Annotated in this window: 28 protein-coding genes and 1 pseudogene; 28 read left to right on the forward strand and 1 reads right to left on the reverse strand. The window is 35.4% G+C overall.

Translation table 11 applies throughout. The features are described 5' to 3' along the window. The first annotated feature begins 26 nt into the window (after window positions 1–26). The 23 genes from ACFVRR_RS04740 to ACFVRR_RS04850 all read left to right on the forward strand — a co-directional run bounded on the left by ACFVRR_RS04740 (window position 27) and on the right by ACFVRR_RS04850 (window position 20,037). Window positions 27–584 (forward strand): manganese efflux pump MntP, encoded by a 558-nt coding sequence (locus tag ACFVRR_RS04740; protein ID WP_387325290.1) that lies wholly within the window; start codon window positions 27–29, stop codon window positions 582–584. A 122-nt stretch (window positions 585–706) separates the two neighbouring features. Continuing rightward, on the forward strand, window positions 707–1,141 hold the full coding sequence (locus ACFVRR_RS04745) for a low molecular weight protein arginine phosphatase (RefSeq protein ID WP_387325292.1): 435 nt from the start codon (window positions 707–709) through the stop codon (window positions 1,139–1,141). A 135-nt stretch (window positions 1,142–1,276) separates the two neighbouring features. After that, on the forward strand, window positions 1,277–1,726 hold the full coding sequence (gene rpiB, locus ACFVRR_RS04750; protein ID WP_025568584.1) for a ribose 5-phosphate isomerase B: 450 nt from the start codon (window positions 1,277–1,279) through the stop codon (window positions 1,724–1,726). 84 nt (window positions 1,727–1,810) lie between these two features. Then, complete coding sequence (locus ACFVRR_RS04755) at window positions 1,811–2,377, forward strand: TIGR01440 family protein (RefSeq protein WP_387325296.1); 567 nt, start codon at window positions 1,811–1,813, stop codon at window positions 2,375–2,377. A gap of 167 nt (window positions 2,378–2,544) precedes the next feature. Then, window positions 2,545–3,786, forward strand: a complete 1,242-nt coding sequence (gene glyA / locus ACFVRR_RS04760; RefSeq protein ID WP_387325299.1) for a serine hydroxymethyltransferase — start codon at window positions 2,545–2,547, stop codon at window positions 3,784–3,786. A gap of 216 nt (window positions 3,787–4,002) precedes the next feature. Continuing rightward, a complete protein-coding gene (locus ACFVRR_RS04765) occupies window positions 4,003–4,521 on the forward strand; it encodes a DoxX family protein (RefSeq protein WP_387325301.1) in 519 nt (172 codons plus the stop codon). A 271-nt stretch (window positions 4,522–4,792) separates the two neighbouring features. Beyond that, window positions 4,793–5,422, forward strand: coding sequence for a uracil phosphoribosyltransferase (gene upp / locus ACFVRR_RS04770; RefSeq protein WP_097974886.1), 630 nt, complete (start codon window positions 4,793–4,795; stop codon window positions 5,420–5,422). A gap of 236 nt (window positions 5,423–5,658) precedes the next feature. Then, a complete protein-coding gene (locus ACFVRR_RS04775) occupies window positions 5,659–6,600 on the forward strand; it encodes a DNA-binding transcriptional repressor DeoR (protein WP_387325304.1) in 942 nt (313 codons plus the stop codon). Between the two features lie 230 nt (window positions 6,601–6,830). Further along, the gene (gene deoC / locus ACFVRR_RS04780) at window positions 6,831–7,496 is read left to right on the forward strand and encodes a deoxyribose-phosphate aldolase (protein WP_097974890.1); all 666 of its coding nucleotides are present in this window, start codon (window positions 6,831–6,833) and stop codon (window positions 7,494–7,496) included. Window positions 7,497–7,636: 140 nt separating this feature from the next. Beyond that, window positions 7,637–8,041, forward strand: coding sequence for a cytidine deaminase (locus tag ACFVRR_RS04785; RefSeq protein WP_097974891.1), 405 nt, complete (start codon window positions 7,637–7,639; stop codon window positions 8,039–8,041). Between the two features lie 120 nt (window positions 8,042–8,161). Then, window positions 8,162–9,346, forward strand: coding sequence for a NupC/NupG family nucleoside CNT transporter (locus tag ACFVRR_RS04790; RefSeq protein ID WP_097974893.1), 1,185 nt, complete (start codon window positions 8,162–8,164; stop codon window positions 9,344–9,346). A 113-nt stretch (window positions 9,347–9,459) separates the two neighbouring features. Next, a complete protein-coding gene (locus tag ACFVRR_RS04795; RefSeq protein ID WP_387325307.1) occupies window positions 9,460–10,092 on the forward strand; it encodes an AmiS/UreI family transporter in 633 nt (210 codons plus the stop codon). 174 nt (window positions 10,093–10,266) lie between these two features. Beyond that, window positions 10,267–12,471 carry a S8 family serine peptidase gene (locus ACFVRR_RS04800; RefSeq protein ID WP_387325309.1) on the forward strand — a complete coding sequence of 735 codons (2,205 nt, stop codon included), beginning with the start codon at window positions 10,267–10,269 and terminating at the stop codon, window positions 12,469–12,471. A 261-nt stretch (window positions 12,472–12,732) separates the two neighbouring features. Next, window positions 12,733–12,957, forward strand: coding sequence for an AtpZ/AtpI family protein (locus tag ACFVRR_RS04805; protein ID WP_387325312.1), 225 nt, complete (start codon window positions 12,733–12,735; stop codon window positions 12,955–12,957). Between the two features lie 4 nt (window positions 12,958–12,961). After that, window positions 12,962–13,339 carry an ATP synthase subunit I gene (locus ACFVRR_RS04810; protein WP_387325314.1) on the forward strand — a complete coding sequence of 126 codons (378 nt, stop codon included), beginning with the start codon at window positions 12,962–12,964 and terminating at the stop codon, window positions 13,337–13,339. Between the two features lies 1 nt (window position 13,340). After that, window positions 13,341–14,075, forward strand: coding sequence for a F0F1 ATP synthase subunit A (gene atpB, locus ACFVRR_RS04815; protein WP_387325316.1), 735 nt, complete (start codon window positions 13,341–13,343; stop codon window positions 14,073–14,075). 80 nt (window positions 14,076–14,155) lie between these two features. Further along, window positions 14,156–14,371 carry a F0F1 ATP synthase subunit C gene (atpE, locus tag ACFVRR_RS04820; protein ID WP_098118931.1) on the forward strand — a complete coding sequence of 72 codons (216 nt, stop codon included), beginning with the start codon at window positions 14,156–14,158 and terminating at the stop codon, window positions 14,369–14,371. Between the two features lie 174 nt (window positions 14,372–14,545). Next, a complete protein-coding gene (gene atpF / locus ACFVRR_RS04825; RefSeq protein WP_387325318.1) occupies window positions 14,546–15,070 on the forward strand; it encodes a F0F1 ATP synthase subunit B in 525 nt (174 codons plus the stop codon). Then, window positions 15,067–15,606: a F0F1 ATP synthase subunit delta gene (locus tag ACFVRR_RS04830; protein ID WP_098233749.1), complete on the forward strand. Its 540-nt coding sequence runs from the start codon at window positions 15,067–15,069 to the stop codon at window positions 15,604–15,606. Before atpF ends, ACFVRR_RS04830 begins: the two co-directional genes overlap by 4 nt. A gap of 22 nt (window positions 15,607–15,628) precedes the next feature. Next, window positions 15,629–17,137, forward strand: coding sequence for a F0F1 ATP synthase subunit alpha (gene atpA, locus ACFVRR_RS04835; RefSeq protein ID WP_097974902.1), 1,509 nt, complete (start codon window positions 15,629–15,631; stop codon window positions 17,135–17,137). A gap of 85 nt (window positions 17,138–17,222) precedes the next feature. Beyond that, window positions 17,223–18,077, forward strand: coding sequence for an ATP synthase F1 subunit gamma (gene atpG, locus ACFVRR_RS04840; protein WP_387325322.1), 855 nt, complete (start codon window positions 17,223–17,225; stop codon window positions 18,075–18,077). A 63-nt stretch (window positions 18,078–18,140) separates the two neighbouring features. Then, window positions 18,141–19,553 carry a F0F1 ATP synthase subunit beta gene (gene atpD / locus ACFVRR_RS04845; RefSeq protein ID WP_025568604.1) on the forward strand — a complete coding sequence of 471 codons (1,413 nt, stop codon included), beginning with the start codon at window positions 18,141–18,143 and terminating at the stop codon, window positions 19,551–19,553. A gap of 82 nt (window positions 19,554–19,635) precedes the next feature. Further along, window positions 19,636–20,037 carry a F0F1 ATP synthase subunit epsilon gene (locus tag ACFVRR_RS04850; protein ID WP_387325326.1) on the forward strand — a complete coding sequence of 134 codons (402 nt, stop codon included), beginning with the start codon at window positions 19,636–19,638 and terminating at the stop codon, window positions 20,035–20,037. 102 nt (window positions 20,038–20,139) lie between these two features. Here ACFVRR_RS04850 and ACFVRR_RS04855 read toward each other — a convergent pair whose 3' ends face one another. Further along, complete coding sequence (locus ACFVRR_RS04855) at window positions 20,140–20,760, reverse strand: TetR/AcrR family transcriptional regulator (protein ID WP_387325328.1); 621 nt, start codon at window positions 20,758–20,760, stop codon at window positions 20,140–20,142. A 226-nt stretch (window positions 20,761–20,986) separates the two neighbouring features. Between ACFVRR_RS04855 and ACFVRR_RS04860 the strand changes: the two genes are divergently transcribed. From ACFVRR_RS04860 to ACFVRR_RS04880, 5 genes and pseudogenes are all read left to right on the forward strand, one after another. After that, the gene (locus tag ACFVRR_RS04860) at window positions 20,987–21,631 is read left to right on the forward strand and encodes an HlyD family secretion protein (RefSeq protein WP_387326044.1); all 645 of its coding nucleotides are present in this window, start codon (window positions 20,987–20,989) and stop codon (window positions 21,629–21,631) included. 12 nt (window positions 21,632–21,643) lie between these two features. Further along, complete coding sequence (locus tag ACFVRR_RS04865; protein ID WP_387325330.1) at window positions 21,644–23,416, forward strand: DHA2 family efflux MFS transporter permease subunit; 1,773 nt, start codon at window positions 21,644–21,646, stop codon at window positions 23,414–23,416. A 387-nt stretch (window positions 23,417–23,803) separates the two neighbouring features. After that, on the forward strand, window positions 23,804–24,172 hold the full coding sequence (locus tag ACFVRR_RS04870) for an NADH-quinone oxidoreductase subunit A (RefSeq protein ID WP_056469320.1): 369 nt from the start codon (window positions 23,804–23,806) through the stop codon (window positions 24,170–24,172). Next, on the forward strand, window positions 24,163–24,681 hold the full coding sequence (locus ACFVRR_RS04875) for a NuoB/complex I 20 kDa subunit family protein (RefSeq protein ID WP_056469321.1): 519 nt from the start codon (window positions 24,163–24,165) through the stop codon (window positions 24,679–24,681). The genes ACFVRR_RS04870 and ACFVRR_RS04875 overlap by 10 nt, the downstream gene beginning before the upstream one ends. Continuing rightward, window positions 24,678–24,996, forward strand: a pseudogene (locus tag ACFVRR_RS04880) (NADH-quinone oxidoreductase subunit C); the annotation flags it as partial. The gene ACFVRR_RS04875 and the pseudogene ACFVRR_RS04880, both read left to right, overlap by 4 nt.

The raw sequence follows: 24,996 nt of genomic DNA on the forward strand, positions 1-24,996 counted from the left end.
TAATAGCAAGTCCTAGGGGGGAAAGCATGAGTAGCTCATTAATCAATGAACTAATTACATTAACTATTATGGGATCTGCGCTAGGTTTAGATGCATTCTCAGTTGGGTTAGGAATGGGAGTTATACAACTAAAATTTAAACAGATCATTAATATCGGTATTGTAATCGGACTTTTTCATGTAATAATGCCTTTATTAGGAATGATCATTGGATATGAGTTATCCGAAAATCTGGGACGATTTGCTGTATTACTCGGCGGTTTTTTATTAATGGGAATAGGCTTTCACATGATTTATGCAACTTTATTTGGTAAAGAAGAAAATAAATATTCACCGTCAGGAGTAGGTTTACTTCTTTTTGCATTTAGTGTAAGTGTGGACAGCTTTTCGGTTGGAATTAGCTTAGGAACATTCGGTGCTAAAACATGGCTAACCATTTTATTATTTGGTATTATCAGTACAATTTTAACTTGGGCTGGATTACTCTTAGGAAGAAGAGTAGAACAGGAACTTGGTAAATTTGGTGAACTATTAGGTGGTTCGTTCTTATTGATTTTTGGAATAAAACTATTATTTTTTTCTTAAAAGATACATAAGGTGAATAAGAGCTAAGGATGGAGAAAATTGGAGACAATTGCCCCATCCTTTTATTTTTTAGTAAAATAGATAAAATAAAACGTTCAGATAAATGAGGGTGAGGTATTAAGATGGAAAATATATTATTTGTTTGTACCGGAAATACATGTAGAAGCCCAATGGCAGAAGCACTATTAAGACATCATGGTAATGAGCTCTTTCAGGTCAAGTCTGCTGGAGTATTTGCTATGTCAGGCGACCCTGCTTCTCAAAATGCAATATTGGCACTAAAAAATAAAGGGATCGAAACAAATCATTCCTCGCAGCAAGTAAATGATGACCTTTTGGAATGGTCTTCGAAAGTCTTATCAATGACATTGAGCCATAAACAAATGTTAGTTTCTAGGTTTCCTCAATATAAGGATAGAATCTTTACATTTTATGAATATATAAATGGTCAAGCTAAAGATATTTCTGACCCTTATGGAGGGTCATTAACAACTTATGAAAATACGTTGAGTGAATTAGAAGAGTTGGTAAAACAGATTGTACAAAAAACCGAATGAATATTAATTTAATCAGTGGTTAGATGTTAATTAGATGCCCTAAATCTGAACATAATAGTGTAAGATAGAAATTGAAGTTAATTCAATACAAAAAAAAGAAAATTAAATCAAAGAGATCAATACGGGGGTTATCTAATGAAAGTAGCAATAGCATCTGATCATGGTGGATTAAATATTCGTCAAGAAATCATGAATTTAATGGATGAAATGGGTATTGAATACGAAGATTATGGTTGTGAATGTGGTACATCTGTAGACTATCCAGATTATGCATTCCCAGTTGCACAAAAAGTTGCAAATGGAGAAGTAGACCGTGGAATATTAATTTGTGGGACAGGAATTGGTATGTCAATTGCCGCAAATAAAGTTGAAGGCATTCGATGTGCATTAGTACATGATACTTTCAGTGCAAAAGCAACTCGTGAACATAATGATACGAATATTCTAGCTATGGGTGAACGAGTAATCGGACCTGGTTTGGCAAGAGACATTGCAAAAATATGGTTAACGACTGAGTTTGAAGGCGGTCGACATGAAAATAGAGTAAACAAAATTAAAGACTACGAAAAAAATCATCAATTATAAAACCTAAAACGAAAAGCCGTTAATCCAAAACATAATGTGAAGATTATCGGCTTTTTTAATGATGAGTCGAAAGGAGCAAAACAAATGAATGAAGAGTTAAGGTTAGTTGCCGAGCAAATAAAATCATTATTAAACGAGCTAAATGATCATGTGAATTTTACAAGTGACCATGTTTTAGTCATTGGATGTAGCACTAGTGAGGTTAGTGGACAAAGAATTGGAACTTCAGGAACAATAGAAGTAGCGGAAGTTTTATTTAATGAGATTAAGGCTTTTCAAGATGAAACAGGGGTACAATTAGCATTTCAATGCTGTGAACATTTGAACAGAGCACTAGTTGTTCAAAGCAAGACGGCAAAAAGTTTACAACTCGACGAAGTAACTGTGATACCAGTTCGTACTGCAGGAGGAGCTCTTGCTTCATTTGCATTTAGACACTTAGATCATGCTGTAATTGTTGAACACATTAAGGCGGATGCAGGGATTGATATTGGCGATACTCTAATCGGTATGCATTTAAAGCACGTGGCAGTTCCTTTAAGAACGAGTATAAAACAAGTTGGACAAGCTCACATAACGGCGGCAAAGACTCGTCCAAAGTTGATTGGTGGAGCCCGTGCAGTTTACTCAATAGATGAAGACTTAAAATAAAACGGTTTTTATTATAATAGAATAATTAAATGTTAGTTATTTGAAAGATTATCTTTCATTTTTAATGTAAAACATGGTAAAATAGAAAGGAATTCGGTCGTTTTATCGAATAATATAGTAAATTTATACTAGTAATGTTCGTGTTTTACAAAAAGGGGGATATAACTGTGGAAAATTTAAAAAAGCAAGATCCATCATTGTATGAGGCAATACAGTTAGAGTTAGGAAGACAACGTACTAAAATCGAGTTAATTGCTTCTGAAAACTTTGTAAGCGAAGCAGTAATGGAAGCCCAAGGTTCAGTATTAACAAATAAATATGCTGAAGGATATCCAAGCAAACGATACTATGGCGGTTGTGAATATGTTGATATCACAGAAAACATTGCAAGAGACCGTGCAAAAGAAATTTTCGGAGCAGAACACGTAAATGTTCAACCTCATTCAGGTGCTCAAGCGAATATGGCAGTTTATTTCACTATTTTAAAACATGGTGATACAGTATTAGGTATGAATTTATCACATGGTGGTCATTTAACTCACGGAAGTCCAGTAAACTTCAGTGGGGTACAATATAACTTCGTTGAGTATGGAGTAGATCCAGAAACTCAAGTAATTAACTATGAAGATGTATTAGAAAAAGCTAAAGCAAATAAGCCTAAATTAATTGTAGCTGGTGCAAGTGCTTATCCAAGAGCAATTGACTTTAAAAAATTCAGAGAAATTGCAGATGAAGTTGGAGCTTACTTAATGGTTGATATGGCACATATCGCTGGTTTAGTAGCAACAGGTCTTCATCAAAATCCAGTTCCATATGCTGATTTTGTTACAACAACTACTCATAAAACATTACGTGGACCACGTGGTGGTATGATCTTATGTAAAGAAGAATTCGCAAAAGCGATTGATAAATCAATATTCCCTGGAATTCAAGGTGGACCATTAATGCACGTAATTGCAGCAAAAGCTGTAGCATTTGGTGAAGCATTACAAGAAGATTTTAAAAATTACGCAAAAGCGATCATCGATAACGCTGCTCGTTTAGCAGAAGGCTTAAAATCTAACGGCTTAAACCTAGTATCTGGTGGCACAGATAATCACTTAATTTTAATTGACGTTCGCTCATTAGAATTAACTGGTAAAGTTGCTGAGCACGTATTAGATGAGGTTGGTATTACATGTAACAAAAATACAATTCCATTTGATCCAGCAAGTCCATTTGTAACAAGTGGTATCCGTATCGGTACTGCTGCAGTAACTTCAAGAGGATTTACTCTAGAAGATATGGATGAAATTGCATCAATCATTGCTGAAACATTAAAAAACCACGAAAATCAAGAAGTACTAGAAGCATCTCGTAATCGAGTTAATGCTTTATCTAGTAAATATGAATTATATCCTACGTTTTAATAAATAAAGGTTAAAATAAGCTATCTTTAGAACTGTATCTTCAACATTGAAGGTGCAGTAATACTAAAGATAGCTTTATTTTTTGAAAGTTTGTGAGAAAGTTCACAAAAAGTTCGTTTAAACTTGTGAAAAACTTCACATTAAACATTAGGAATGAAGTACAATAATTCATGTAAACAGCAATTAAAAATATTAACCAAACGGAGGCAAAAAATTATGTTTATTAATTTTTTAAGAACTAATAAAATTGCATCTGGTTTCTTAACTATTATTCGTCTTTATTTAGGATATGAGTGGATCCATGCAGGTTGGGGTAAGTTATCAGCTGGTGGATTCGATGCTTCAGGATTTTTAGGATTTGCAGTTAAAAGTGCTTCAGGAGAACATCCAGCAGTTCAAGGCTGGTGGGCAGACTTCCTTACAAACTTTGCAATACCAAACATCGACTTATTTAACTTTTTAGTTCCTATTGGAGAATTCGCAATTGGACTTGGACTTATTCTTGGCTGTTTTACAAAAACAGCAATGTTCTTTGGTTTAATGATGAACTTCGCATTTATGTTTAGTGGTACAACTAGCACAAATCCTCAAATGGTATTATTAGGAATCTTTATTATAATTGCAGGTTCAAATGCAGGACGTATCGGATTAGATCATTATATTAGCAAGTTTTTTAATAGAAAAACATTTTTCGCTCCAAAAGTACCAGATCATAATTTAAGTAAAGCATCTTAACTATACACACCAAAGAGGGAACCAATAGGTTCTCTTTTTGCGTATAAGATAAAAACTTCTCTGACTTTTAATAATGAGGAGGAGGAGTTTTTAATTCAAAATGGGTCAAAATAGTAATTAGATTAGTAAAAAAAGGAAATATTGAAGTTTGATTGTAAAAAGATCTAAATTAATTCTAAGCGATTGCATGATGTGGCTTGAATTATTTAACCGCTTTCGGTATTCTTTTTAAGAATAATAAATTAATAAGTATTTGCAAGGAGCGATAAAAGTGAGTAAAGTATACGTTTTTGATCATCCGTTAATTCAGCATAAAGTTTCTTTAATTCGTAAAAAAGACACTGGAACAAAAGAATTTCGTGCACTAGTTGATGAGGTTGCAGGTTTAATGGCATTCGAAATCACACGCGATCTACCACTACAAGAAGTGGAAATCGAAACACCAGTAGCAACTGCAAAGTCAAAAGTTATTGCTGGTAAAAAATTAGGGATTGTACCAATTTTACGTGCAGGTTTAGGGATGGTTGATGGATTCCTTCAATTAGTTCCTGCAGCTAAAGTTGGACATGTTGGATTATACCGCGATCCAGAGACTTTAAAACCGGTTGAATATTATGTTAAACTTCCTACGGATGTAGAAGAGCGTGACTTCATTGTGATTGATCCAATGCTTGCGACAGGTGGATCAGCAGTTGAAGCGATCAACTCTTTAAAAACACGAGGTGCTAAAAATATTAAGTTTATGTGCTTAATTGCAGCTCCAGAAGGTGTTGAAGTTTTACAAAAAGCACACCCAGATGTAGATATTTACATAGCTGCCCTTGATGAAAAATTAAACGATCATGGTTATATTGTTCCTGGTCTTGGCGACGCTGGAGATCGTTTATTCGGTACAAAGTAATTACATTTTAAAAGCTTTCCTAGCGTAGGAGAGCTTTTTTCACTTTAAAAAAGTATAAATTGGCAGCTAGGTAGCTTATTCGACGAAGTCACCAATTTTAGGAATTAAGTTTAAGTGCAACTATGCCTCTGCCTAAAAGGCTCGTCAGTCTACGAGTTTTCTTTATATTAAAAGGGGTATAATAATTAAAAATTTGAACGTGAAATAAGGATTGGTAAGTTAAAGGGGATTAGGGAATGTCACTCGAAAAACAAAGGTTAATAATAGATGCCGCAAGACTATACTATGATTCTGACTTTAGTCAACAAGAGATTGCGACACAATTAGGAATCTCTCGTCCAACTGTTTCAAGATTACTCCAACAGGCTAAGGAATTGGGATATGTACGCATTGAAATTATTGACCCCCTTGAAGGCAATCAAGATTTAGCCCGAGAGTTAAAGAAGAAATATAATTTACAATCTGTTGAGGTTTGCTATTCACCAATTGATGACTACAATGAAGTTTTGCAAACGATCACTAAAAAAGCTGCGGATGTGTTAGTAGATTTAGTCAATGATGGTGACGTTGTAGGAGTAACTTGGGGAACAACGATGTATCATATTGCAACGAAGTTAAGTAATAAACAAGTAAAGGGTGTTGAAGTAATTCAGCTAAACGGTGGAGTAAGTTATTCTAAAACGAATACTTATGCATCTGAAACGGTCAATTTGTTTGCCGAAGCATTTAACACCGTTCCAAGATATTTACCTCTACCCGTTATATTTGATAATCCACAAGTAAAACAAATGGTCGAGGAAGATCGCCATATTGGTCGATTAATTGATTTGGGAAAACAATCAAATGTCGCAATTTTTACTGTAGGAACTGTTAAAAAAGATGCTCTGTTATTTAGAGTTGGCTACTTAAACGAGAAAGAAGAACAGGATTTACAAACATTTGCTGTTGGAGACATTTGCTCACGTTTTTTTGATAAAGAAGGAAATATTTATTCTGAACTTCTTGATCGACGAACGATTGGAATTGAGTTAGATGAGCTAAGAAGTAAAGAGAAATCTATTTTAGTCGCAGGTGGAGAAAGAAAAATAAACGCTATTCACGGTGCTTTAATGGGTAAATATGCAAACGTATTAATAACTGATCAATTTACAGCAAAAAGATTGCTAGAGCAGGAATAAGCAAGAGAAAATCAGATATTTTTAAAATTAAAAAGGAGGCGTCTATAGTGTCAGTTAATCTGACTTAAGAGATAGCCTTTTTTAAAATTTAATAGGAAAAATTATCCTTGAACATAAGTTCAATTTGTGTTTTACAAAATTTCATAGCGATGTTATAGTATAGACATATTCAAAGTAACTTAGTAAATAAACATTTTTTTATAATAAAACCATTAAGGGAGCGACTATATATGAATTACGCAAAATTAGTAGATCACACATTATTACGAGCTGACGCAAAAAGAGAAGAAATTGCAAAACTAGCTGAAGAAGCAAAAGAGTTTAGCTTTGCATCAGTTTGTATCAATCCTACTTGGGTTTCTTATGCAAGTGAATTATTAAAGGATTCTTCTGTAAAGGTTTGTACGGTTATTGGTTTCCCTCTAGGAGCAAACACTCCTGAAGTAAAAGCATTCGAAACTACAAACGCAATTGAAAATGGTGCTGAAGAAGTTGATATGGTTATCAATATTTCTGCATTAAAAGAAAAAAATGATGAATTAGTTGAAAGAGATGTACGTGCAGTTGTTGAAGCTGCTAAAGGTAAAGCTTTAGTAAAAGTTATTATTGAGACTTGTCTTCTAACTGATGAAGAAAAAGTTAGAGCATGTGAATTATCAGTTAAAGCTGGTGCTGACTTTGTAAAAACATCAACAGGATTCTCAACTGGTGGAGCAACTGTAGAAGACGTTGCATTAATGCGTAAAACTGTTGGGGAAAACGTTGGCGTTAAAGCTTCTGGTGGTGTTCGTAACTTAAAAGACGTAGAAAATGTAGTAGCTGCTGGTGCAAACCGTATCGGTACAAGTTCAGGTGTTAAAATTGTTCAAGGTGAAGAAGCTAACACAGCTTATTAATTTCAAAATAATTTTAAAATAAAAAAAAGTGAGTGAGTTATTGCTCTTTAGCTCTTACGTTGGTAATATGGTAAAGCGAAGACAAAACTCACACACTTTAATAAAGAATTACCTAACTTATTCGTTAAAGGGTGATAAATATGAATACAAAATCATTAATCAACGAAGCCTTAAAGGCTCGTGAAAACGCATACGCTCCTTACTCAAAGTTTAAAGTAGGTGCAGCAATTTTATTGAATAACCAAACAGTCTACACAGGTTGTAATGTTGAAAATGCTTCTTATGGACTAACAAATTGTGCAGAAAGAACTGCTATATTTAGTGCAGTCGCTGCGGGTAACGGTTCAGCAAAGATTGAATCAATTGCAATAGTAGGGGATACTGAAGGACCGATTTCACCATGTGGTGCATGTAGACAAGTTATCGCAGAATTTAGTGATGAAAATACAAAAGTATACTTAACTAACTTAAAAGGTGACATCGCTGAAACAACTGTTAAGGAATTACTTCCAGGGTCATTTAGTTCAAAAGATTTACAAGGTTAATCCTTGTCTGACATCTAACTTCTATAGGATGTCTGACATCCAACAAATGAAAAGTTGTGTTCGTTTTGAAAGCGCTTATATTAAATAAAAATAAATTTATTGGATTTTCGGGGGAGAAACATGAAATATATTATAGCTCTTGTTGGATTACTAGTCGTTTTCGGTCTAGCTTTCATCGCTAGTAGTGATCGTAAAAACATTAAATATCGTCCAGTTGTAATCATGGTCGTTGTTCAAATCATTTTAGCGTTCTTATTATTAAATACAGAAGTAGGCTTAATTTTAATTAAAGGAATTTCTAACGGATTTGGAAAGTTATTAGAATATGCTGGTGAAGGTGTTAATTTCGTTTTTGGTGGAATGGCAAATGAAGGTGCTTTCCCATTCTTCACAGGAGTATTATTACCAATCGTATTTATTTCTGCATTAATTGGTATTTTACAATTCACAAAGATTTTACCGTTTTTTATTAAATACATTGGTTTAATCTTAAGTAAAATCAATGGTATGGGTAAATTAGAGTCTTACAATGCAGTAGCATCTGCAATTTTAGGACAATCTGAAGTTTTCATTTCAGTAAAAAAACAATTAGGTCATTTACCTAAAAATCGTTTATATACACTTTGTGCATCAGCAATGTCAACAGTATCTATGTCGATCGTAGGTGCATATATGACAATGGTTGAACCAAAATATGTAGTAACAGCAATTGTCTTAAACTTATTTGGTGGCTTTATTATTTCATCAATCATCAATCCGTACACTGTTTCAGCTGAAGAGGATATTTTAACTGTACAAGAAGAAGAAAAACAAACTTTCTTCGAGATGCTTGGTGAGTATATTTTAGATGGTTTCAAAGTAGCAATCATCGTTGCAGCAATGTTAATTGGATTTGTTGCATTAATTGGTGCAATTAATAATATCTTTGATATGATTTTTGGAATCTCATTCCAAGGAATTTTAGGTTATGTATTTGCTCCATTCGCATTCATTATGGGTGTACCATTTAAAGAAGCGGTTGACGCAGGTAGTATTATGGCAACAAAACTTGTTTCAAATGAGTTCGTTGCAATGATGGATTTAGCAAAACATGGTAAAGAGTTCTCAACTCGTACCTTAGGAATTGTGTCAGTATTCCTTGTGTCATTTGCTAACTTCTCATCAATTGGTATTATTGCAGGTGCGGTTAAAGGTTTACATGAGAAACAAGGTAATGTTGTCGCTCGTTTCGGTTTAAAATTATTATTTGGTGCAACATTAGTAAGTGTATTAACGGCGATTATCGTAGGGATCGTTTTAAAATAATTTAATCCAAGCGTTTGACTTAGATCAGGCGCTTGTATTTTTTTTCTAATCTTAAAGTAGGAGGGTTGAGTTAAAAAGTGAATTTTTAACAATTTTCTTTTTAACAAGTCACTATGGGAGCTGTAGGTTTACTTTTATCTGGTGCAACTCTGTTTTTAAATAGTCTTGTTTTATTAAATAAGGCGAATGCTAAAAGTGCAGCATTATTAAACTTATTTGTTGGTACTTTACAAATCGTTTTTCCTATTTACTTATTAATGCATTTAGGTGCTGGTAAGTGGGAATTATTTAATACGGCGAGTATTTTCTTTTTTGGTATTACTTATTTATATAATGGATTTACAAATCTTAAAGGTTTTAATGGAACAGGCTTAGGCTGGTTCTCCCTTTGGGTATCCATCATGTCTGTCCTTTGGGCTTTCGTGAACTTTGCTATTATTCATGATGTAGTAGACGGATTATTATGGGTTATGTGGGCATATTTATGGTATCTATTCTTTGCTGGCCTAGTATTAGGTAAGAAAATAGAACGATATACAGGAATCGTTGCAATGATTCAATCTTGGACTACAATTACTCTTCCTGCATTTTTTATGCTTTTAGGTATTTGGCAGGAGACAGTAATTTCAAATGCATGGATTGTAGTTTTAGGAGCGTCCATATTGTATTTTGTGATCCATGAAGTGAAAGCGTATGTTACAAATAAAAAATTCCAGTTGTTTAACCAACCCGAATTAAAAAATTAATGATAAGACTAAAAGACTAACTTTTTAGGGAAGCTTAATGCTTTACCTAGAGTTAGTCTTTTTTTATTTTGAAAACTTTGTAGGTTCTAGAGAAAATTACCTTTTTATACATGAATGAACGATTAGTGAGAAAGCTAAAAGAAAATATCTTATATAAAGGAGAACCTGCATTGAATGAAAAATTACTTTCTTAAAATAATTATTTGTCTAGTTTTTTTACTAATTCCATTTAAAGAAGTTTATGTAAATGCACATGAACAACAAAAACAAGTTGCTTTAATTTCGATTAAAGATGGAATGATTACACAGGCCATAAAAAATATTGCTGAACGTTTCCCAAACGTAACTGTAAGGCAACAATACACTGAGACGTACTATGGTTTTTCAGTATCGGGTTCTCTTGAAGAGTTATCACAGTTAGCTAAAATGCCGTTAGTAAAGGACATGCATTTTGTTACAACTTATAGAGCTCATTTAGAAGATAGCATCCCCTTTATTGGAGCAGACGAAGCTCAATTATATAAGGATCAAAGGGGAAGAAAGATTACGGGTGAAGGCGTTAAGGTAGGAGTAATCGATACTGGTGTAGATTACAGACATCCTGATTTGAAATCAAATTATGGTGGCGGGTACGATACGATTGATTTAGATAAAGACCCAATGGAAACTAAACTTGAAGAAAAAAGTACATTTCATGGTACTCATGTAGCTGGAGTAATAGCGGCTAATGGAAAAAGAAAAGGCGTTGCACCTAAGGCAACAATCTATGCATACCGTGCCCTTGGCCCTGGTGGCGTTGGTACATCTGAAACGGTTATGGCTGCAATTGAGCGAGCAGTGAAGGATAAAGTAGATATTATTAATTTATCACTTGGTAATGATGTCAACGGACCAGACTGGCCGACAAGTATTGCGTTAGATAAGGCAGTAGAGAAGGGGGTACTTGCAATTACAGCTGCAGGAAACTCTGGACCAGGACTATGGACTGTTGGTTCTCCTGCAACTGCATCAAAGGCTTTAACAGTTGGCGCGAGCTATCCTCCTGTTCTTTTCCCATCTATACATGTGCAAAATAAAGAGACAATTATTAGTCCTATGATTGGATCTGCTAAATGGGGTAAAGGTTTAAATGGGCGATTTGTATTTAAGAAATATGGGGAAAAGCGTGATTTAAAAAGAGTGAAAGACAAAATTGTCTTGCTTGAAAGAGGAAAAATCACATTCACTGATAAAGTAAAAAATGCTCAAGATGCTGGTGCAAAAGCTGTTATTGTCTTTAATAATATTGATGGAAATTTCACCGGACAAATTAAAGGTAAATTTACTGTTCCAGCTGCGACTATTTCAAGAAAAGAAGGCTTAATGATTAAGAAGATCATTGAAAAAAGTAGAGTGGAAGCTAAAACTGGACATGAAAAGAAGGTTGATATTCTAGCGGATTTCAGCTCTAGAGGGCCAGTAACAGGTACTTGGCAAATGAAGCCGGATTTATTAGCTCCAGGTGTACAAATAAAAAGTACAATTCCGGGTGGGTATTTAGCACTTCAAGGAACGAGTATGGCAAGCCCACACGTTGCTGGAGCAGCTGCTCTAGTAAAACAATTGCACCCAGATTGGAGTATGGAAGATTTAAAAAGTGTGCTAGTCAATACAGCAACACCATTATATAAGAATAATAAAAAGATGTATCATGCGTACGAACAAGGGGCTGGAAGATTAGATATTGAAAAAGCACTAGAGACTGAGACAACATTATTCCCGACGTCTTTATCTTTAGGAGTAACGAGAAAAACAGATTTACAAGTAAAGAAAGATTTTGTCGTAAGAATTTCTAATAAATCAAATATGCCAAAACAAGTTACAGCTATAAATAATCAGCCAGCCACTGGAATACAATGGGTAATACCTAAGCCTTTTACAATTCCAGCGCACACTAGCAAAAAGATTAATCTTACTGCAACAGTTGATACGAAAGTATTAAGAGATGGATTTTATGATGGGGCAATTACGTTTAGTACAAATGATGATGAAAATCTAAGAATGCCGTTTTTATTACTTCAAGGAGAACCGAACTTTCCGTCAGTAATGGGATTTCATTTTGGAAGAGTAAAAGGTAAAAATCGCTATAAATATGAACTCTATTTACCAAGTAAGGTTGAGGAATACAAAATTGCTGTTTTTGAATCAGAAACATTCCGTTTGTTAGGTGTAATTGATGAACAGGAGAATAGTAAAAGGGGAATTATCAAAAAGGAATTAGTTTTAAAAGACTTTCCGAAAAGTGGAATTTATAAGTTTGTGATCTTTTATAAACGTAAACAATATGAAAGTGCAACGGAATCTTACGTCAATGTAGCGAAAATTTATGTTGAAGACTAAAAATTGGTAAGTAATTTTTAATAGTTTTTTAATTTAGGTAATTGACACATTTTTGTAACATACTGTATGCTTAACATGAATGTTTAAAAGGGTTTTTATTGTATGTAAATACTATGTTATTAAAATTTTTTGAACGTTTTGTGAACAATTTGTGAACGTTTTCAATGTTTAGAGATTTTAGCAAATTTTTGTTGTAGAATTAACCAAGATAAGACTTTTGGCAATTTTTTGAGAATGAAAATTGACATGGAGGGATTTTGTATGAAAAACAACAATCAACATCCTCTTAAAGCAATGGCACTCATGTCTTCCATTCTAGCTCAGCTTGTCGGTTCTATTCTCATAGGCATCTTTCTAGGAAGATGGATTGATTCATTTTTAAATTGGCCAGTACCAGTATTTATGATCATCTTTTTACTGTTAGGTTTATTTACTGGAATTTATGGCACGCTTAAATTAGTTAAGCAATTTACACCAGGGGACTAGTTACATGCAAAAAAATAATTTTAGACGTTTCGCACGAGATATGTTGTATATTACTGCTTTAGCTGTTTTAGGTTGGGCATTAACCGACTATAAAACAATATTCACAGGTTATATTCTCGGAATAGTAACTAGCTTTTATTGTATATGGATTCTTCACAGAAAGATAAATACCTTCTTCGACCGAGTTTTAAAGCAACAAAAAGTTCGATCTTTAGGTACTGTAATTTGTCTTTCAGCGGTGGCTCTGACAATGGTCATCGCGCTTCGGTATGAAAATTTTGTGAGCATACCAGCACTAACTGCGGGATTAATGACAGGACATCTTGTCATTATGATACATTTTGCATTACAAACGTCTTTTGCAAGGAAGAGAGGTGAATAAATTGGAACACGGCACTTATGGTTTTAAATTTATTGGTTTAGATTTTACGTTAACGAACGTTCTAATGACAACCATTGCTGCATTAATTGTTTTAATCATCGGAATTACATGCGCAAGAAGTCTACAAATACGTCCAACAGGAAAGCAAAACTTTTTTGAGTGGGTAATAGATTTCGTTAAAGGCCTTATCAACAGTACAATGGATTGGGAAACTGGTGGTCGCTTCCTTACATTAGGTGTGACATTACTTATGTACATATTTGTTTCAAATATGTTAGGTCTACCTTTCGATATTTCAGTCGATGGAAACTCAGTTTGGAAATCACCTACATCAGACCCAGTTATTACATTATCATTAGCAATCTTTATAGTGGGGTTATCACATTATTATGGTATTAAAATGAGAGGCTTTAAGGCTTATGGAAAAGGGTTTTTCCAGCCGATGGGATTCTTATTTCCATTAAAAATTATTGAGGAATTAGCGAACACATTAACGCTAGGTCTTCGACTTTACGGAAACATTTACGCAGGGGAAGTATTATTAGGTTTACTTGCAACAATGGGTACACATGCATATGCGACAAGTGCAGGATCAGGTGTGATTTGGTCTATCGCAGCAGCAATACCAATGATTATATGGCAGGGATTCTCTGTATTCGTTGGTTCAATCCAAGCGTTTATCTTCGTAATGTTAACAATGGTTTACTTGTCACATAAAGTGGCGGACGAGCATTAATCTGCTCATTAAAATTGGTAGTTAGATAAAAATTATAAAAAAAAATATATTTCTTATGATTAAGAAGGAGGAAATTTAAAATGGCTTTAATAGCAGCGGCAATTGCAATAGGTTTAGGTGCACTAGGTGCAGGTATTGGTAACGGTTTAATTGTATCACGTACAGTAGAAGGTGTTGCTCGTCAACCAGAATTACGTTCAACTCTTCAAGCTTTAATGTTCATCGGGGTTGCATTAGTTGAGGCACTTCCAATCATCGCGGTAGTTATCGCATTCATGGCTTTTGGTAAAGCTTAAGATCATACAAATCATTAAAAAATGGCGAAGTTTGTGTTCACATTTACTTCGCCATTCCTTTATGACACTTAATGTTTGAAGGATTCCTTTTGAAATTTAAGTCCAAGTCGGTAAGAGATTAGGGCTATGTTATAAAAAATAATTAAATACAACCCTTGAAGGGAGTGAAAGCTTGTGTTAAACGGATCACTATTCGTATTAGCTGAGGCAGGACATGGTGTACCTTGGGGCAATGTCGTGTATCAATTAGTAATATTCCTAATTTTACTTGCTCTTCTGAAAAAGTATGCATTAGGACCAGTAATGGGAATTATGAAACAACGTGAAGATCACATCTCTAATCAATTAGATTCAGCTGAGAAAAACAACGCTGATGCAATGAAACTAGTTGAAGAGCAAAAGCAAGAGTTAGTTGCTGCTCGTACTGAAGCTCGTGAGCTTCTTGAGAAAGCTAGAAAGCAAGCTGATGTACAACGTGAAGAAATCGTTGCAGCAGCAAAAGCAGAAGCTGAAAACTTGAAAGAAAGCGCTAAGCGTGAAATTACTCGTGAAAAAGAGCTTGCAATACAATCAGTTCAACAACAAGTTGCTTCATTATCTGTATTAATCGCTTCTAAAGTACTTGAAAAAGAAGTGAAGTCTGAAGACCAATCTGCTATTTTTGATCAATATCTTAAAGAAGTAGGCGAAGCTAAATGAGTAACGAATTAGTTGCAAAACGCTACGCAAACGCTCTTTTTGAATTAGCAACTGAACAAAACTTAGTAGAGACTGTTGAACATGACTTACAAGTAGTGAAAAAGGAGTATGTAGAAAACTTAGAATTAAATAAGTTTTTACAACATCCTGGTATCACAAAAGAAAGCAAAAAGTCTGTCTTAAATGACACGTTTGCTTCAATCTCTGAAACGGTATTAAATCTAGTATGCTTATTAGTTGATCGTGGACGAATGAGCACTATTTCTAACTTAGTGACTGAATATGTAAAAATTGCGAATGAAACTCGTAATATTGCAGATGCAACAGTTTACTCTGTGAAGGCAATGTCTTCTGAAGAACTAGATAAAATTGGAGCGTTATTCGCTTCTAAATTAGGTAAAAACTCAATACGTTTGAAAAACGAAATTGACCCATCTTTAATTGGTGGTTATAAAGTTCGTGTTGGAAACCGTATTTTTGACGGCAGTTTAAAAAATAAACTTGTTCGAATTGAACGTGAATTAATCGCAAAATAGTTTGTAGATAGGGGTGAAATGCATGAGCATCAAAGCTGAAGAAATCAGTGCGCTGATTAAAAAGCAAATCGAAAATTACCAAACTGAAATAGAAGTTAGTGATGTTGGTACAGTTATCCAAGTTGGTGACGGTATCGCTCGTGCTCATGGTCTTGACCAATGTATGTCTGGAGAGCTAGTTGAGTTCTCTAACGGCGTTATGGGACTAGCACAAAACTTAGAAGAAAACAACGTAGGTATTATCATCTTAGGACCTTACACAGGCATTAAAGAAGGCGACGAAGTTCGTCGTACTGGACGCATCATGCAAGTTCCAGTTGGTGAAGCATTAGTTGGACGTGTAGTAAACTCATTAGGTCAACCAGTTGATGGTTTAGGCCCAATCGAAACGACAAAATCTCGTCCAATTGAAAACGCTGCTCCAGGCGTAATGGCACGTAAATCAGTACATGAGCCATTACAAACTGGTATCAAAGCGATCGACGCTCTTGTACCAATCGGACGTGGACAACGTGAGTTAATCATCGGTGACCGTCAAACTGGTAAAACAGCTGTTGCTATCGATACAATCCTTAACCAAGCTGACCAAAACATGATCTGTATCTATGTTGCAATCGGTCAAAAAGAATCAACAGTTCGTGGACTTGTTGAAACTTTACGTAAGCATGGCGCATTAGATTACACAATCGTTGTAACTGCACCTGCTTCATCTCCAGCTCCAATGTTATACTTAGCTCCTTTCGCTGGTGTAACAATGGGTGAAGAGTTTATGTACAATGGTAAACACGTATTAGTAGTATACGATGATTTATCAAAACAAGCGGTAGCTTACCGTGAGCTTTCACTATTATTAAAACGTCCTCCAGGTCGTGAAGCATATCCAGGGGATGTATTCTACTTACACTCTCGCTTATTAGAGCGTGCAGCTAAGTTAAATGATGAGTTAGGTGGCGGTTCATTAACTGCATTACCATTCATTGAAACACAAGCTGGTGATATCTCAGCTTATATTCCAACAAACGTAATCTCGATTACTGACGGACAAATCTTCTTACAGTCTGACTTATTCTTCTCTGGCGTACGTCCAGCGATCAATGCAGGTCTTTCTGTATCACGTGTTGGTGGTTCAGCGCAAACTAAGGCGATGAAATCAGTAGCAGGTACGCTACGTCTTGACTTAGCGTCATTCCGTGAGCTTGAAGCATTTGCTGCGTTCGGTTCAGACTTAGATAAAGCAACTCAAGCTAAACTTAACCGTGGTGCTCGTACAGTTGAAATCCTTAAACAAGGTTTACACAAACCATTAAAAGTAGAAAAACAAGTAACATCTTTATATGCGTTAACACGTGGTCACTTAGACAGCGTAGCAGTTGAAGACATTACTCGTTTTGAAGAAGAAATGTTAGCTTGGATGGACGTTAATGCAAAAGGTCTTTTAGATGCTATTCGTGATACTGGTAAATTACCAAACGAAGCTGACCTTGACGCTGCAATCACAAGCTTTAAAAAGAACTTTATTGCTTCTAAATAAGAAGGCGATTTAAATATCTGGATTTGAAGGATCGGGCTTTAGCTCGTCCTTCATTTAACTGTTTACCAAAAGGTGGTGAAAACCTGTGGCATCATTACGCGATATAAAAACAAAAATTAATTCAACAAAAAAGACAAGCCAAATCACAAAAGCGATGGAGATGGTATCTGCTGCGAAATTAAACCGTGCTGAGCAAAACTCTAAGCAATTTGTTCCTTACATGGAAAAAATGCAAGAGGTAGTTGGTAGCGTGGCAAAAGGTGTAAACAGTAGACATCCGATGCTAGTAACTCGTCAAGTTAAAAAGACTGGTTACATTGTCATCACTTCTGACCGTGGTTTAGCGGGTGCATTTAATAGTAACGTATTACGTGCGGTAACTAATACAATTAAAGCGCGTCATAAATCGAATGATGAATTTGCAATTATTGTACTAGGTCGAGTTGGACGTGACTACTTTAAGCGTTTAGGTTACCCAATCGTTGAAGAGGTTCTTGGACTTCCAGATCAACCTTCATTCGATGATATTCAAAAATTTGCTAATCGTACAGTTCAAATGTACACAGATGGCATTTTTGATGAGCTTTACTTATCATATAATCACTTCGTAAGTAAGATTTCTCAAGAGGTTACTGAGAAAAAGCTTTTACCTTTAACAGATATTGACACAGGTAAGGCTACAACTAATTACGAATTTGAACCATCTGATGATGAAATCTTAGAAGTTTTACTGCCACAATATGCAGAAAGCTTAATCTTTGGTGCATTATTAGACAGTAAAGCTAGTGAACACGCTTCACGTATGACAGCGATGAAAAGTGCAACTGATAATGCGAAAGAAGTTATTAGTAAGCTTACTCTTCACTATAACCGTGCGCGTCAAGCAGCAATTACTCAAGAAATTACTGAAATCGTCGGTGGAGCAGCAGCACTTGGCTAATCTGCTTACAACGGCTATATAAATTGAACGGCTTTTAATGAAACAATGCTAGGAGGAAAAGCGATGAGCAATGGTATTATTACTCAGGTATTAGGTCCAGTAGTAGACGTAAAGTTCGAAAACGGCCAATTACCACAAATATATAATGCGTTACGTGTTCGTAAAGAAGCGGGCGATGCAAACGAAGTAAACATTGATTTAACATTAGAAGTTGCTCTTCACTTAGGTGACGATACTGTTCGTACAGTTGCAATGGCTTCAACTGATGGATTAGTACGTGGAATGGAAGCAGTTAACACAGGGAAACCAATTTCGGTTCCAGTTGGTGACGCTACATTAGGACGCGTATTCAATGTGTTAGGTGACAACATTGACTTAGACGAAGAACTTGGAGAAGACGTACGTCGTGACCCAATTCACCGTCAAGCACCTAAATTTGAAGAATTAACTACAAAAGTAGAAATCCTTGAAACTGGTATCAAAGTAGTAGACTTATTAGCTCCTTACATCAAAGGTGGTAAAATCGGTCTATTCGGTGGTGCAGGTGTAGGTAAAACTGTATTAATTCAAGAATTAATTAACAACATCGCACAAGAGCACGGCGGTATCTCAGTATTCGCTGGTGTAGGTGAGCGTACTCGTGAGGGTAACGACTTATACCACGAAATGAGCGACTCTGGCGTAATCAAGAAAACAGCGATGGTATTCGGACAAATGAACGAACCACCTGGTGCACGTCAACGTGTTGCCCTAACTGGTTTAACAATGGCTGAATATTTCCGTGATGAGCAAGGACAAGACGTGTTATTCTTTATCGATAACATCTTCCGTTTCACTCAAGCAGGTTCTGAGGTTTCTGCCCTATTAGGTCGTATGCCTTCTGCGGTAGGTTACCAACCAACTCTTGCTACTGAAATGGGTCAATTACAAGAGCGTATCACTTCAACAAACAAAGGTTCTGTAACTTCGATTCAAGCGATTTACGTTCCTGCCGATGATTATACGGATCCAGCACCAGCTACAGCGTTCGCTCACTTAGATGCAACAACAAACTTAGAGCGTCGTTTATCTGAGATGGGTATTTACCCAGCGGTAGATCCATTAGCATCTACATCTCGTGCATTAAACCCTGAAATCGTTGGTGAAGAGCACTATGAAGTAGCTCGTCAAGTACAATCAACTTTACAACGTTATAGAGAACTTCAAGATATCATCGCAATCTTAGGTATGGATGAGTTATCAGAAGAAGATAAATTAGTCGTAGCTCGTGCTCGTCGTATTCAATTCTTCTTATCTCAAAACTTCCACGTTGCGGAGCAATTCACAGGACAAAAAGGTTCTTACGTACCAGTTAAAGAAACTGTTAGTGGATTCAAAGAGATCTTAGAAGGTAAATATGATACTCTTCCTGAAGATGCATTCCGTTTAGTTGGACGCATTGAAGAAGTAGTAGAAAAAGCAAAAACACTAGTATAATAATTGTCTAATCGACAGCTTGTTCATCATTCTAACTGAATGGACTTGATTAGCTCACGAAGCTAGACAGGAGGAGTTCACTATGAAGACAATGAAAGTCAGTATCGTCACTCCTAATGGACCGGCTTATGAAGGCGAAACAGAATTCGTTAGCACGAAAGCAACTAGCGGTGAGCTAGGTATTTTACCAGGACACATTTCAACTGTGGCACCGTTAGCAACAGCACCTGTTAAAATTAAATCACCAGCTGGAACAGATTATGTTGCAGTTAGTGGCGGATTCATTGAAATTCGACCTGAAGCCGTTACAATATTGGCTCAATCTGCTGAAGCATCAACTGAAATCGACGTTGAGCGTGCAGTAGAAGCAAAAAGACGTGCAGAAAAACGTCTACAAGACAGACGTCCTGACACAGATATCAAACGTGCAGAACTTGCTTTACACAAAGCAATGAACCGTTTAAACGTAGCACAATATAAGTAATTAAAAAAAGAGCCCCAAAGGGGCTCTTTTTTTGTTAGGTTATTTGGGGTTGGGTGTTAGTAGAGTGATAAGGGTGGAGCTGTCACAGCAGCAATCCTCTTTTTAGTTTGATTCCAATCCCGCTGTTGTTAAAACACCATTTCTTGAGATTTTTAAAAGGTATTCTGCCATGTGTTTTTTTGTGTATGGCATGTCATTTTCAACCCAAAATGAAATTACGCTGAGAGTTGCGCCTGATATATAACTTACTAGTAGGTCACCTGGGACAAGGTATTTATTCTTTTTTGGTTGTATGAATGCAATGCCTTTTTCGAATGTTGTTGATAATACTTCGTAAAGTCTTCTTCTAAAAATATTTGGTCCTTGTCGTTTTAGGAGGACTTTGTAGAAGTAACTGTTTTTTTCGATGTGTTCGAATAGATGGAAGTATGATTTTAAAGCCATTTCATCGAGTGAGTTTGGTTTTCCGTCATACATACTAAAATCTACATTCTTCATGGCGCTGTCCAAATCAACTAGTTTTTCTCTAACGATTTGGCGGACCATTTGGTATTTGTCTTCGTAGTGACTGTAAAAGGTTGCTCTGTTGACATTTGCTTTTTTAGTTATGTCTTGTACACTGATCGCTTCGAATTCTTTATCTGCTAATAGCGTAATTAATGCATCTTGTAAAAGTTGTCTAGTTCGAATGACACGGGGGTCAAGATTATTTTTTATGCTCATTTTTAAACTCCTTTATTAAATTACTTTAAGAAATTAAACAGTTTGTAATAGTATTGTTGCTTAAACAACAAATTTTAAATTATTAACGGTTGAGTACGTTTATAAATCAATTATAATTAAAAACTATGAGAAGTAAAACGACAACGTGTTGCTTTACTTTTGTTACCTATATAGAGAAACGATTAAAAATTTAGGAGGAATTTTATTTATGGGGAACATGAAGAAAATGGTGTTTGTTAACATAATTACTTTAATCATATTAGTTGCTGGTGGATTTGCTGGTTATTACTATTATGATCAATCAACAAATTATATAAAAACGGATAATGCAAAAATAGATGGGCAACAAATTGTTATTTCATCTCCTGCTGCTGGTAAGCTTGAGTCATGGTCAGGTACATTCGGAAAAACATTTTCACCAAATGAATCAATCGGAAAAGTTTTAACAGCGCCTCAAACAGCTGGAGATACTGCACATGAAGTATCAGTTTCAGTGCCAACAAATGCTACGATTGTTCAAGCAAATGCAATTAAAGATCAATTGGTTGGAACAGGTTCAACTCTTGGTTATGCATATAACTTAGATAATCTTTGGGTTACTGCAAATATTAAAGAAACTGAAGTAGAAGATGTAAAAAAAGGTCAAGTGGTTGATGTGTATGTTGATGCATATCCAGATACAACTTTAACAGGTACTGTGGAATTTGTTGGATTATCAACTGCAAATACATTTAGTTTATTACCTTCTGGAAACTCTAATGCAAACTATACGAAAGTTGAGCAGGTTGTACCTGTAAGAATTGCTTTAGATCATAATAAGTCATTTGAAATTGTTCCAGGAATGAATGCTTCTGTTCGTATCCATAAGTAAGGAGGAATTTCAATGTCTACAGGAATGATCATTGCATATGGAGGGTTTTGCTTAATTGTTTTCTTTATTATTAATCGAATCGTATTAAGAAATAAAGAAAATGACTTAAAAATAGATAAAAGAGAAGAAATGGTCCAAACGGAAGAACCAAATAAAATAGAAAAAACTGAAGAAATTCAAAAGAAATCAATTTCATCAGAGTCAAGTGGAAAACAGGGCTTTAGCATGGGAAAAGTTTTGACAGTACTATTACTAGGGATGTTTGTGTCTATTTTAAATCAGACATTAATAAATGTTGCTTTACCGAAGTTAATGGTAGATTTTAATGTAACGACTTCGACTGCCCAATGGTTATCTACTGGTTTTATGTTAGTGAATGGTATTTTAATTCCGGTCAGTGCTTACTTAGTTGATACATTTACTTATCGAAAATTATTTATCTTTTCGATGATTGCCTTTACAATCGGTTCAATTATTTGTGCTTTATCAGGAAACTTCCCAGTTATGATGGCAGGTCGCGTAGTTCAAGCTGTCGGGGCTGGTATTTTAATGCCGCTTGGTATGAATATCTTTATGACGATCTTCCCACCTGAAAAGCGTGGGGCAGCAATGGGATTGATGGGGATTGCAATGATTCTAGCGCCAGCTATTGGACCAACAATAACTGGGTATGTAGTACAAGATTATTCATGGCATTTCTTATTTTATGGAATGGCTGTGTTAGGTGTCATTTCAATCATTTTGTCTAATGCTTGGTTTCATATTTCACGTAAACGTTCATTCCCAACTTTGGATATATGGGGAGTAATAAGCTCGTCACTTGGATTCGGAAGTTTATTATATGGATTCAGTGAAGCTGGTAATAAAGGTTGGGGTAGCACTGAAGTAGTTCTTTCTTTAATAATTGCTTGTATCAGTTTAGGTTTATTTGTGTGGAGAGAATTAACTGCTAAACAACCATTAATAAATTTAAAAGTATTTAAATCTTTTTCGTTTACTTACACTTTATTAATTAACTTAATCGTTACGACTGCTTTATACGGAGGGATGATTTTACTACCTCTTTATTTACAAAACATTCGTGGGTTTACACCAATTAAAGCAGGATTATTATTACTTCCTGGTTCATTAATAATGGGTGCTCTTGGACCACTTACAGGTAAGTTATTCGATAAATATGGTATCCGTCCTTTAGCCATTTTTGGTTTACTTATTATGACTTATACAACTTATGAGTTCACTAAATTGTCTATAGATACACCGTATTTAAAAATTATGTTTTTCTATACTTTACGTTCATTCGGTATGTCATTTATTATGATGCCAATTATGACTGCTGGTTTAAATAAGTTATCTCTTAAGATGATTTCTCATGGTACTGCAACTCAAAATACATTACGACAAGTTGCAGGGTCGGTAGGTACAGCAGTCCTTGTTACAATTATGACGACTCAAACGACTAATCACATGGCAGACTTCTCAAATGAAGTAACGTCAACGAATCCGTTAATTATGGATTGGGTACATCAAACAGGCGCACAGTTAGCTAGTGCAGCTGGAGTAACCCCTTCTCAAGGTGGAGCTTTAGCAGTTACAACACTTTATAGTCAGGCGTCTAAATTAGCATCTATTAATGGAATCAATGATGCATTTATCTTTGCAACTGCATTGTCTGGTATTGCATTAGTACTTTCATTCTTTATGGGAAGTACAAAAAGTAGAAAGTTTGCACAACCTAAATCTAAAAATCAAAATAAGCAGTCTTCAGAAACGATTGCATCTTAAAAAAAAGGCCAGTTCATGATTTTGAACTGGTTTTTTTTTCGACAGTTATCACTATTTTTTAATTTGTGGGAATTGTGAATAACTTTCTGTGAATTTGTGGATAACTCTTATACTGATATACAATTTTAGTAACTGGTAATGACAATTAGAATATTAGAAATTTATTAGAACGACATACATTTAAGATAGTTTTTAGATATTGGAATTTATTTTCCAGCTATATCATTCAATTTTCAGATTAATGGCAATAAATATCGACACGTTTTTGTCACATTTGTTATAATGGATACGATTACAAAACTGAATAGTAAAAATTAATGAAAAATACATTATATTTATAATAAGTATATAATGTAGAGCTCTGTAGTTAGAGGAGGGACAAGTTTCGTGAATGCTTATTTAAATAATTATGTGATCGTAGTTGTGTTTCTCGTTATAGGAATTGCGCTTCCAGTTGTCGCACTCTCGGTAATAGGTAAAATTTTAAGACCGAATGTACCAACTGAAGCAAAAGCAACGACCTATGAAAGTGGTATTGAACCATTTCATGATGCGAAGGTTCGTTTCCACGCTGGATATTACATTTTTGCACTATTATTCGTTATCTTTGATGTTGAAACTGTTTTCTTATATCCGTGGGCGGTTGCATATGATCAATTAGGGCTTTTTGCATTTGTAGAGATGATTATTTTTATTCTTATGTTACTACTTGGACTTATTTATGCTTGGAAGAAGAAGGTGTTGAAATGGTTATGAAGTTAGATGGAATTTCTGTTGCTGAAATGGAAGAACTCCAAAAGAATATTTTTTTCACGACTTTGGAAGAAGTGAAGGCATGGGCAAGAAGTAACTCGTTGTGGCCATTAACATTCGGGTTAGCTTGTTGTGCAATCGAAATGATGGGTGTAGGTTCGTCTCATTATGACTTAGACCGATTTGGATCATTTTTCCGTACTTCTCCTCGTCAATCTGACTGTATGATTGTTTCTGGAACTGTAACGAAAAAGATGGCGCCAATTGTTAAACGCCTTTACGATCAAATGCCTGAACCAAAATGGGTAATTGCGATGGGCTCATGTGCGACTGCTGGTGGACCATATGTTAACTCGTATGCAGTTGTTAAAGGAGTGGACCAGATTGTTCCTGTGGACGTGTATATCCCTGGATGCCCTCCGAATCCAGCAGCATTAATTTATGGTATTAACAAATTGAAAGAGAAGATTCGTTACGAAGCTAAAACTGGAAAGCAGGTGACGAATAAGTGAGTGAAGATAAGTCAAAAGAACAGTTAAAGAAAGAAGCAGCTGAGAGGGCTAAAGAAGCGGCTCGACGAAAAATGGAACAGTTGAAGGCAGAAAAGGAAGCTGCAAAAAATACTGAAGTTCAAAAAGAAGAAGCTTATGTAGTTGAGGAGCCTACTGTTGAAAATGAAGTTAAACAAGAGGAACCAGCTTCAGAAGATGAAAAAGCGAAAGCACTTGCACTAGCGAAAGCAAAAGCAGTAGCAGCGGCGAAGGCAAAGGCGGCAGCAATCGCGAAACAAAAAGCAGCAGAAGCAAGTGAAAAGGCTCAAGCAGAAG

This window comes from Gottfriedia sp. NPDC057948, from assembly GCF_042887255.1.
Taxonomy (GTDB): domain Bacteria; phylum Bacillota; class Bacilli; order Bacillales; family Bacillaceae_G; genus Gottfriedia.

Bases quoted from the DNA above. Each gene is read 5' to 3' on its own strand.
- atpA (WP_097974902.1), top strand. From the start codon at position 15,629: ATGAGCATCAAAGCTGAAGAAATCAGTGCGCTGATTAAAAAGCAAATC.
- ACFVRR_RS04830 (WP_098233749.1), top strand. From the start codon at position 15,067: ATGAGTAACGAATTAGTTGCAAAACGCTACGCAAACGCTCTTTTTGAA.
- rpiB (WP_025568584.1), top strand. From the start codon at position 1,277: ATGAAAGTAGCAATAGCATCTGATCATGGTGGATTAAATATTCGTCAA.
- ACFVRR_RS04765 (WP_387325301.1), top strand. From the start codon at position 4,003: ATGTTTATTAATTTTTTAAGAACTAATAAAATTGCATCTGGTTTCTTA.
- ACFVRR_RS04800 (WP_387325309.1), top strand. From the start codon at position 10,267: ATGAAAAATTACTTTCTTAAAATAATTATTTGTCTAGTTTTTTTACTA.
- ACFVRR_RS04850 (WP_387325326.1), top strand. From the start codon at position 19,636: ATGAAGACAATGAAAGTCAGTATCGTCACTCCTAATGGACCGGCTTAT.
- ACFVRR_RS04790 (WP_097974893.1), top strand. From the start codon at position 8,162: ATGAAATATATTATAGCTCTTGTTGGATTACTAGTCGTTTTCGGTCTA.
- ACFVRR_RS04860 (WP_387326044.1), top strand. From the start codon at position 20,987: ATGGTGTTTGTTAACATAATTACTTTAATCATATTAGTTGCTGGTGGA.
- atpE (WP_098118931.1), top strand. From the start codon at position 14,156: ATGGCTTTAATAGCAGCGGCAATTGCAATAGGTTTAGGTGCACTAGGT.
- ACFVRR_RS04805 (WP_387325312.1), top strand. From the start codon at position 12,733: ATGAAAAACAACAATCAACATCCTCTTAAAGCAATGGCACTCATGTCT.
- ACFVRR_RS04785 (WP_097974891.1), top strand. From the start codon at position 7,637: ATGAATACAAAATCATTAATCAACGAAGCCTTAAAGGCTCGTGAAAAC.
- deoC (WP_097974890.1), top strand. From the start codon at position 6,831: ATGAATTACGCAAAATTAGTAGATCACACATTATTACGAGCTGACGCA.
- ACFVRR_RS04740 (WP_387325290.1), top strand. From the start codon at position 27: ATGAGTAGCTCATTAATCAATGAACTAATTACATTAACTATTATGGGA.
- ACFVRR_RS04855 (WP_387325328.1), bottom strand. From the start codon at position 20,760: ATGAGCATAAAAAATAATCTTGACCCCCGTGTCATTCGAACTAGACAA.
- ACFVRR_RS04745 (WP_387325292.1), top strand. From the start codon at position 707: ATGGAAAATATATTATTTGTTTGTACCGGAAATACATGTAGAAGCCCA.
- ACFVRR_RS04775 (WP_387325304.1), top strand. From the start codon at position 5,659: ATGTCACTCGAAAAACAAAGGTTAATAATAGATGCCGCAAGACTATAC.
- ACFVRR_RS04865 (WP_387325330.1), top strand. From the start codon at position 21,644: ATGTCTACAGGAATGATCATTGCATATGGAGGGTTTTGCTTAATTGTT.
- ACFVRR_RS04875 (WP_056469321.1), top strand. From the start codon at position 24,163: ATGGTTATGAAGTTAGATGGAATTTCTGTTGCTGAAATGGAAGAACTC.
- ACFVRR_RS04795 (WP_387325307.1), top strand. From the start codon at position 9,460: ATGGGAGCTGTAGGTTTACTTTTATCTGGTGCAACTCTGTTTTTAAAT.
- ACFVRR_RS04810 (WP_387325314.1), top strand. From the start codon at position 12,962: ATGCAAAAAAATAATTTTAGACGTTTCGCACGAGATATGTTGTATATT.
- atpD (WP_025568604.1), top strand. From the start codon at position 18,141: ATGAGCAATGGTATTATTACTCAGGTATTAGGTCCAGTAGTAGACGTA.
- ACFVRR_RS04755 (WP_387325296.1), top strand. From the start codon at position 1,811: ATGAATGAAGAGTTAAGGTTAGTTGCCGAGCAAATAAAATCATTATTA.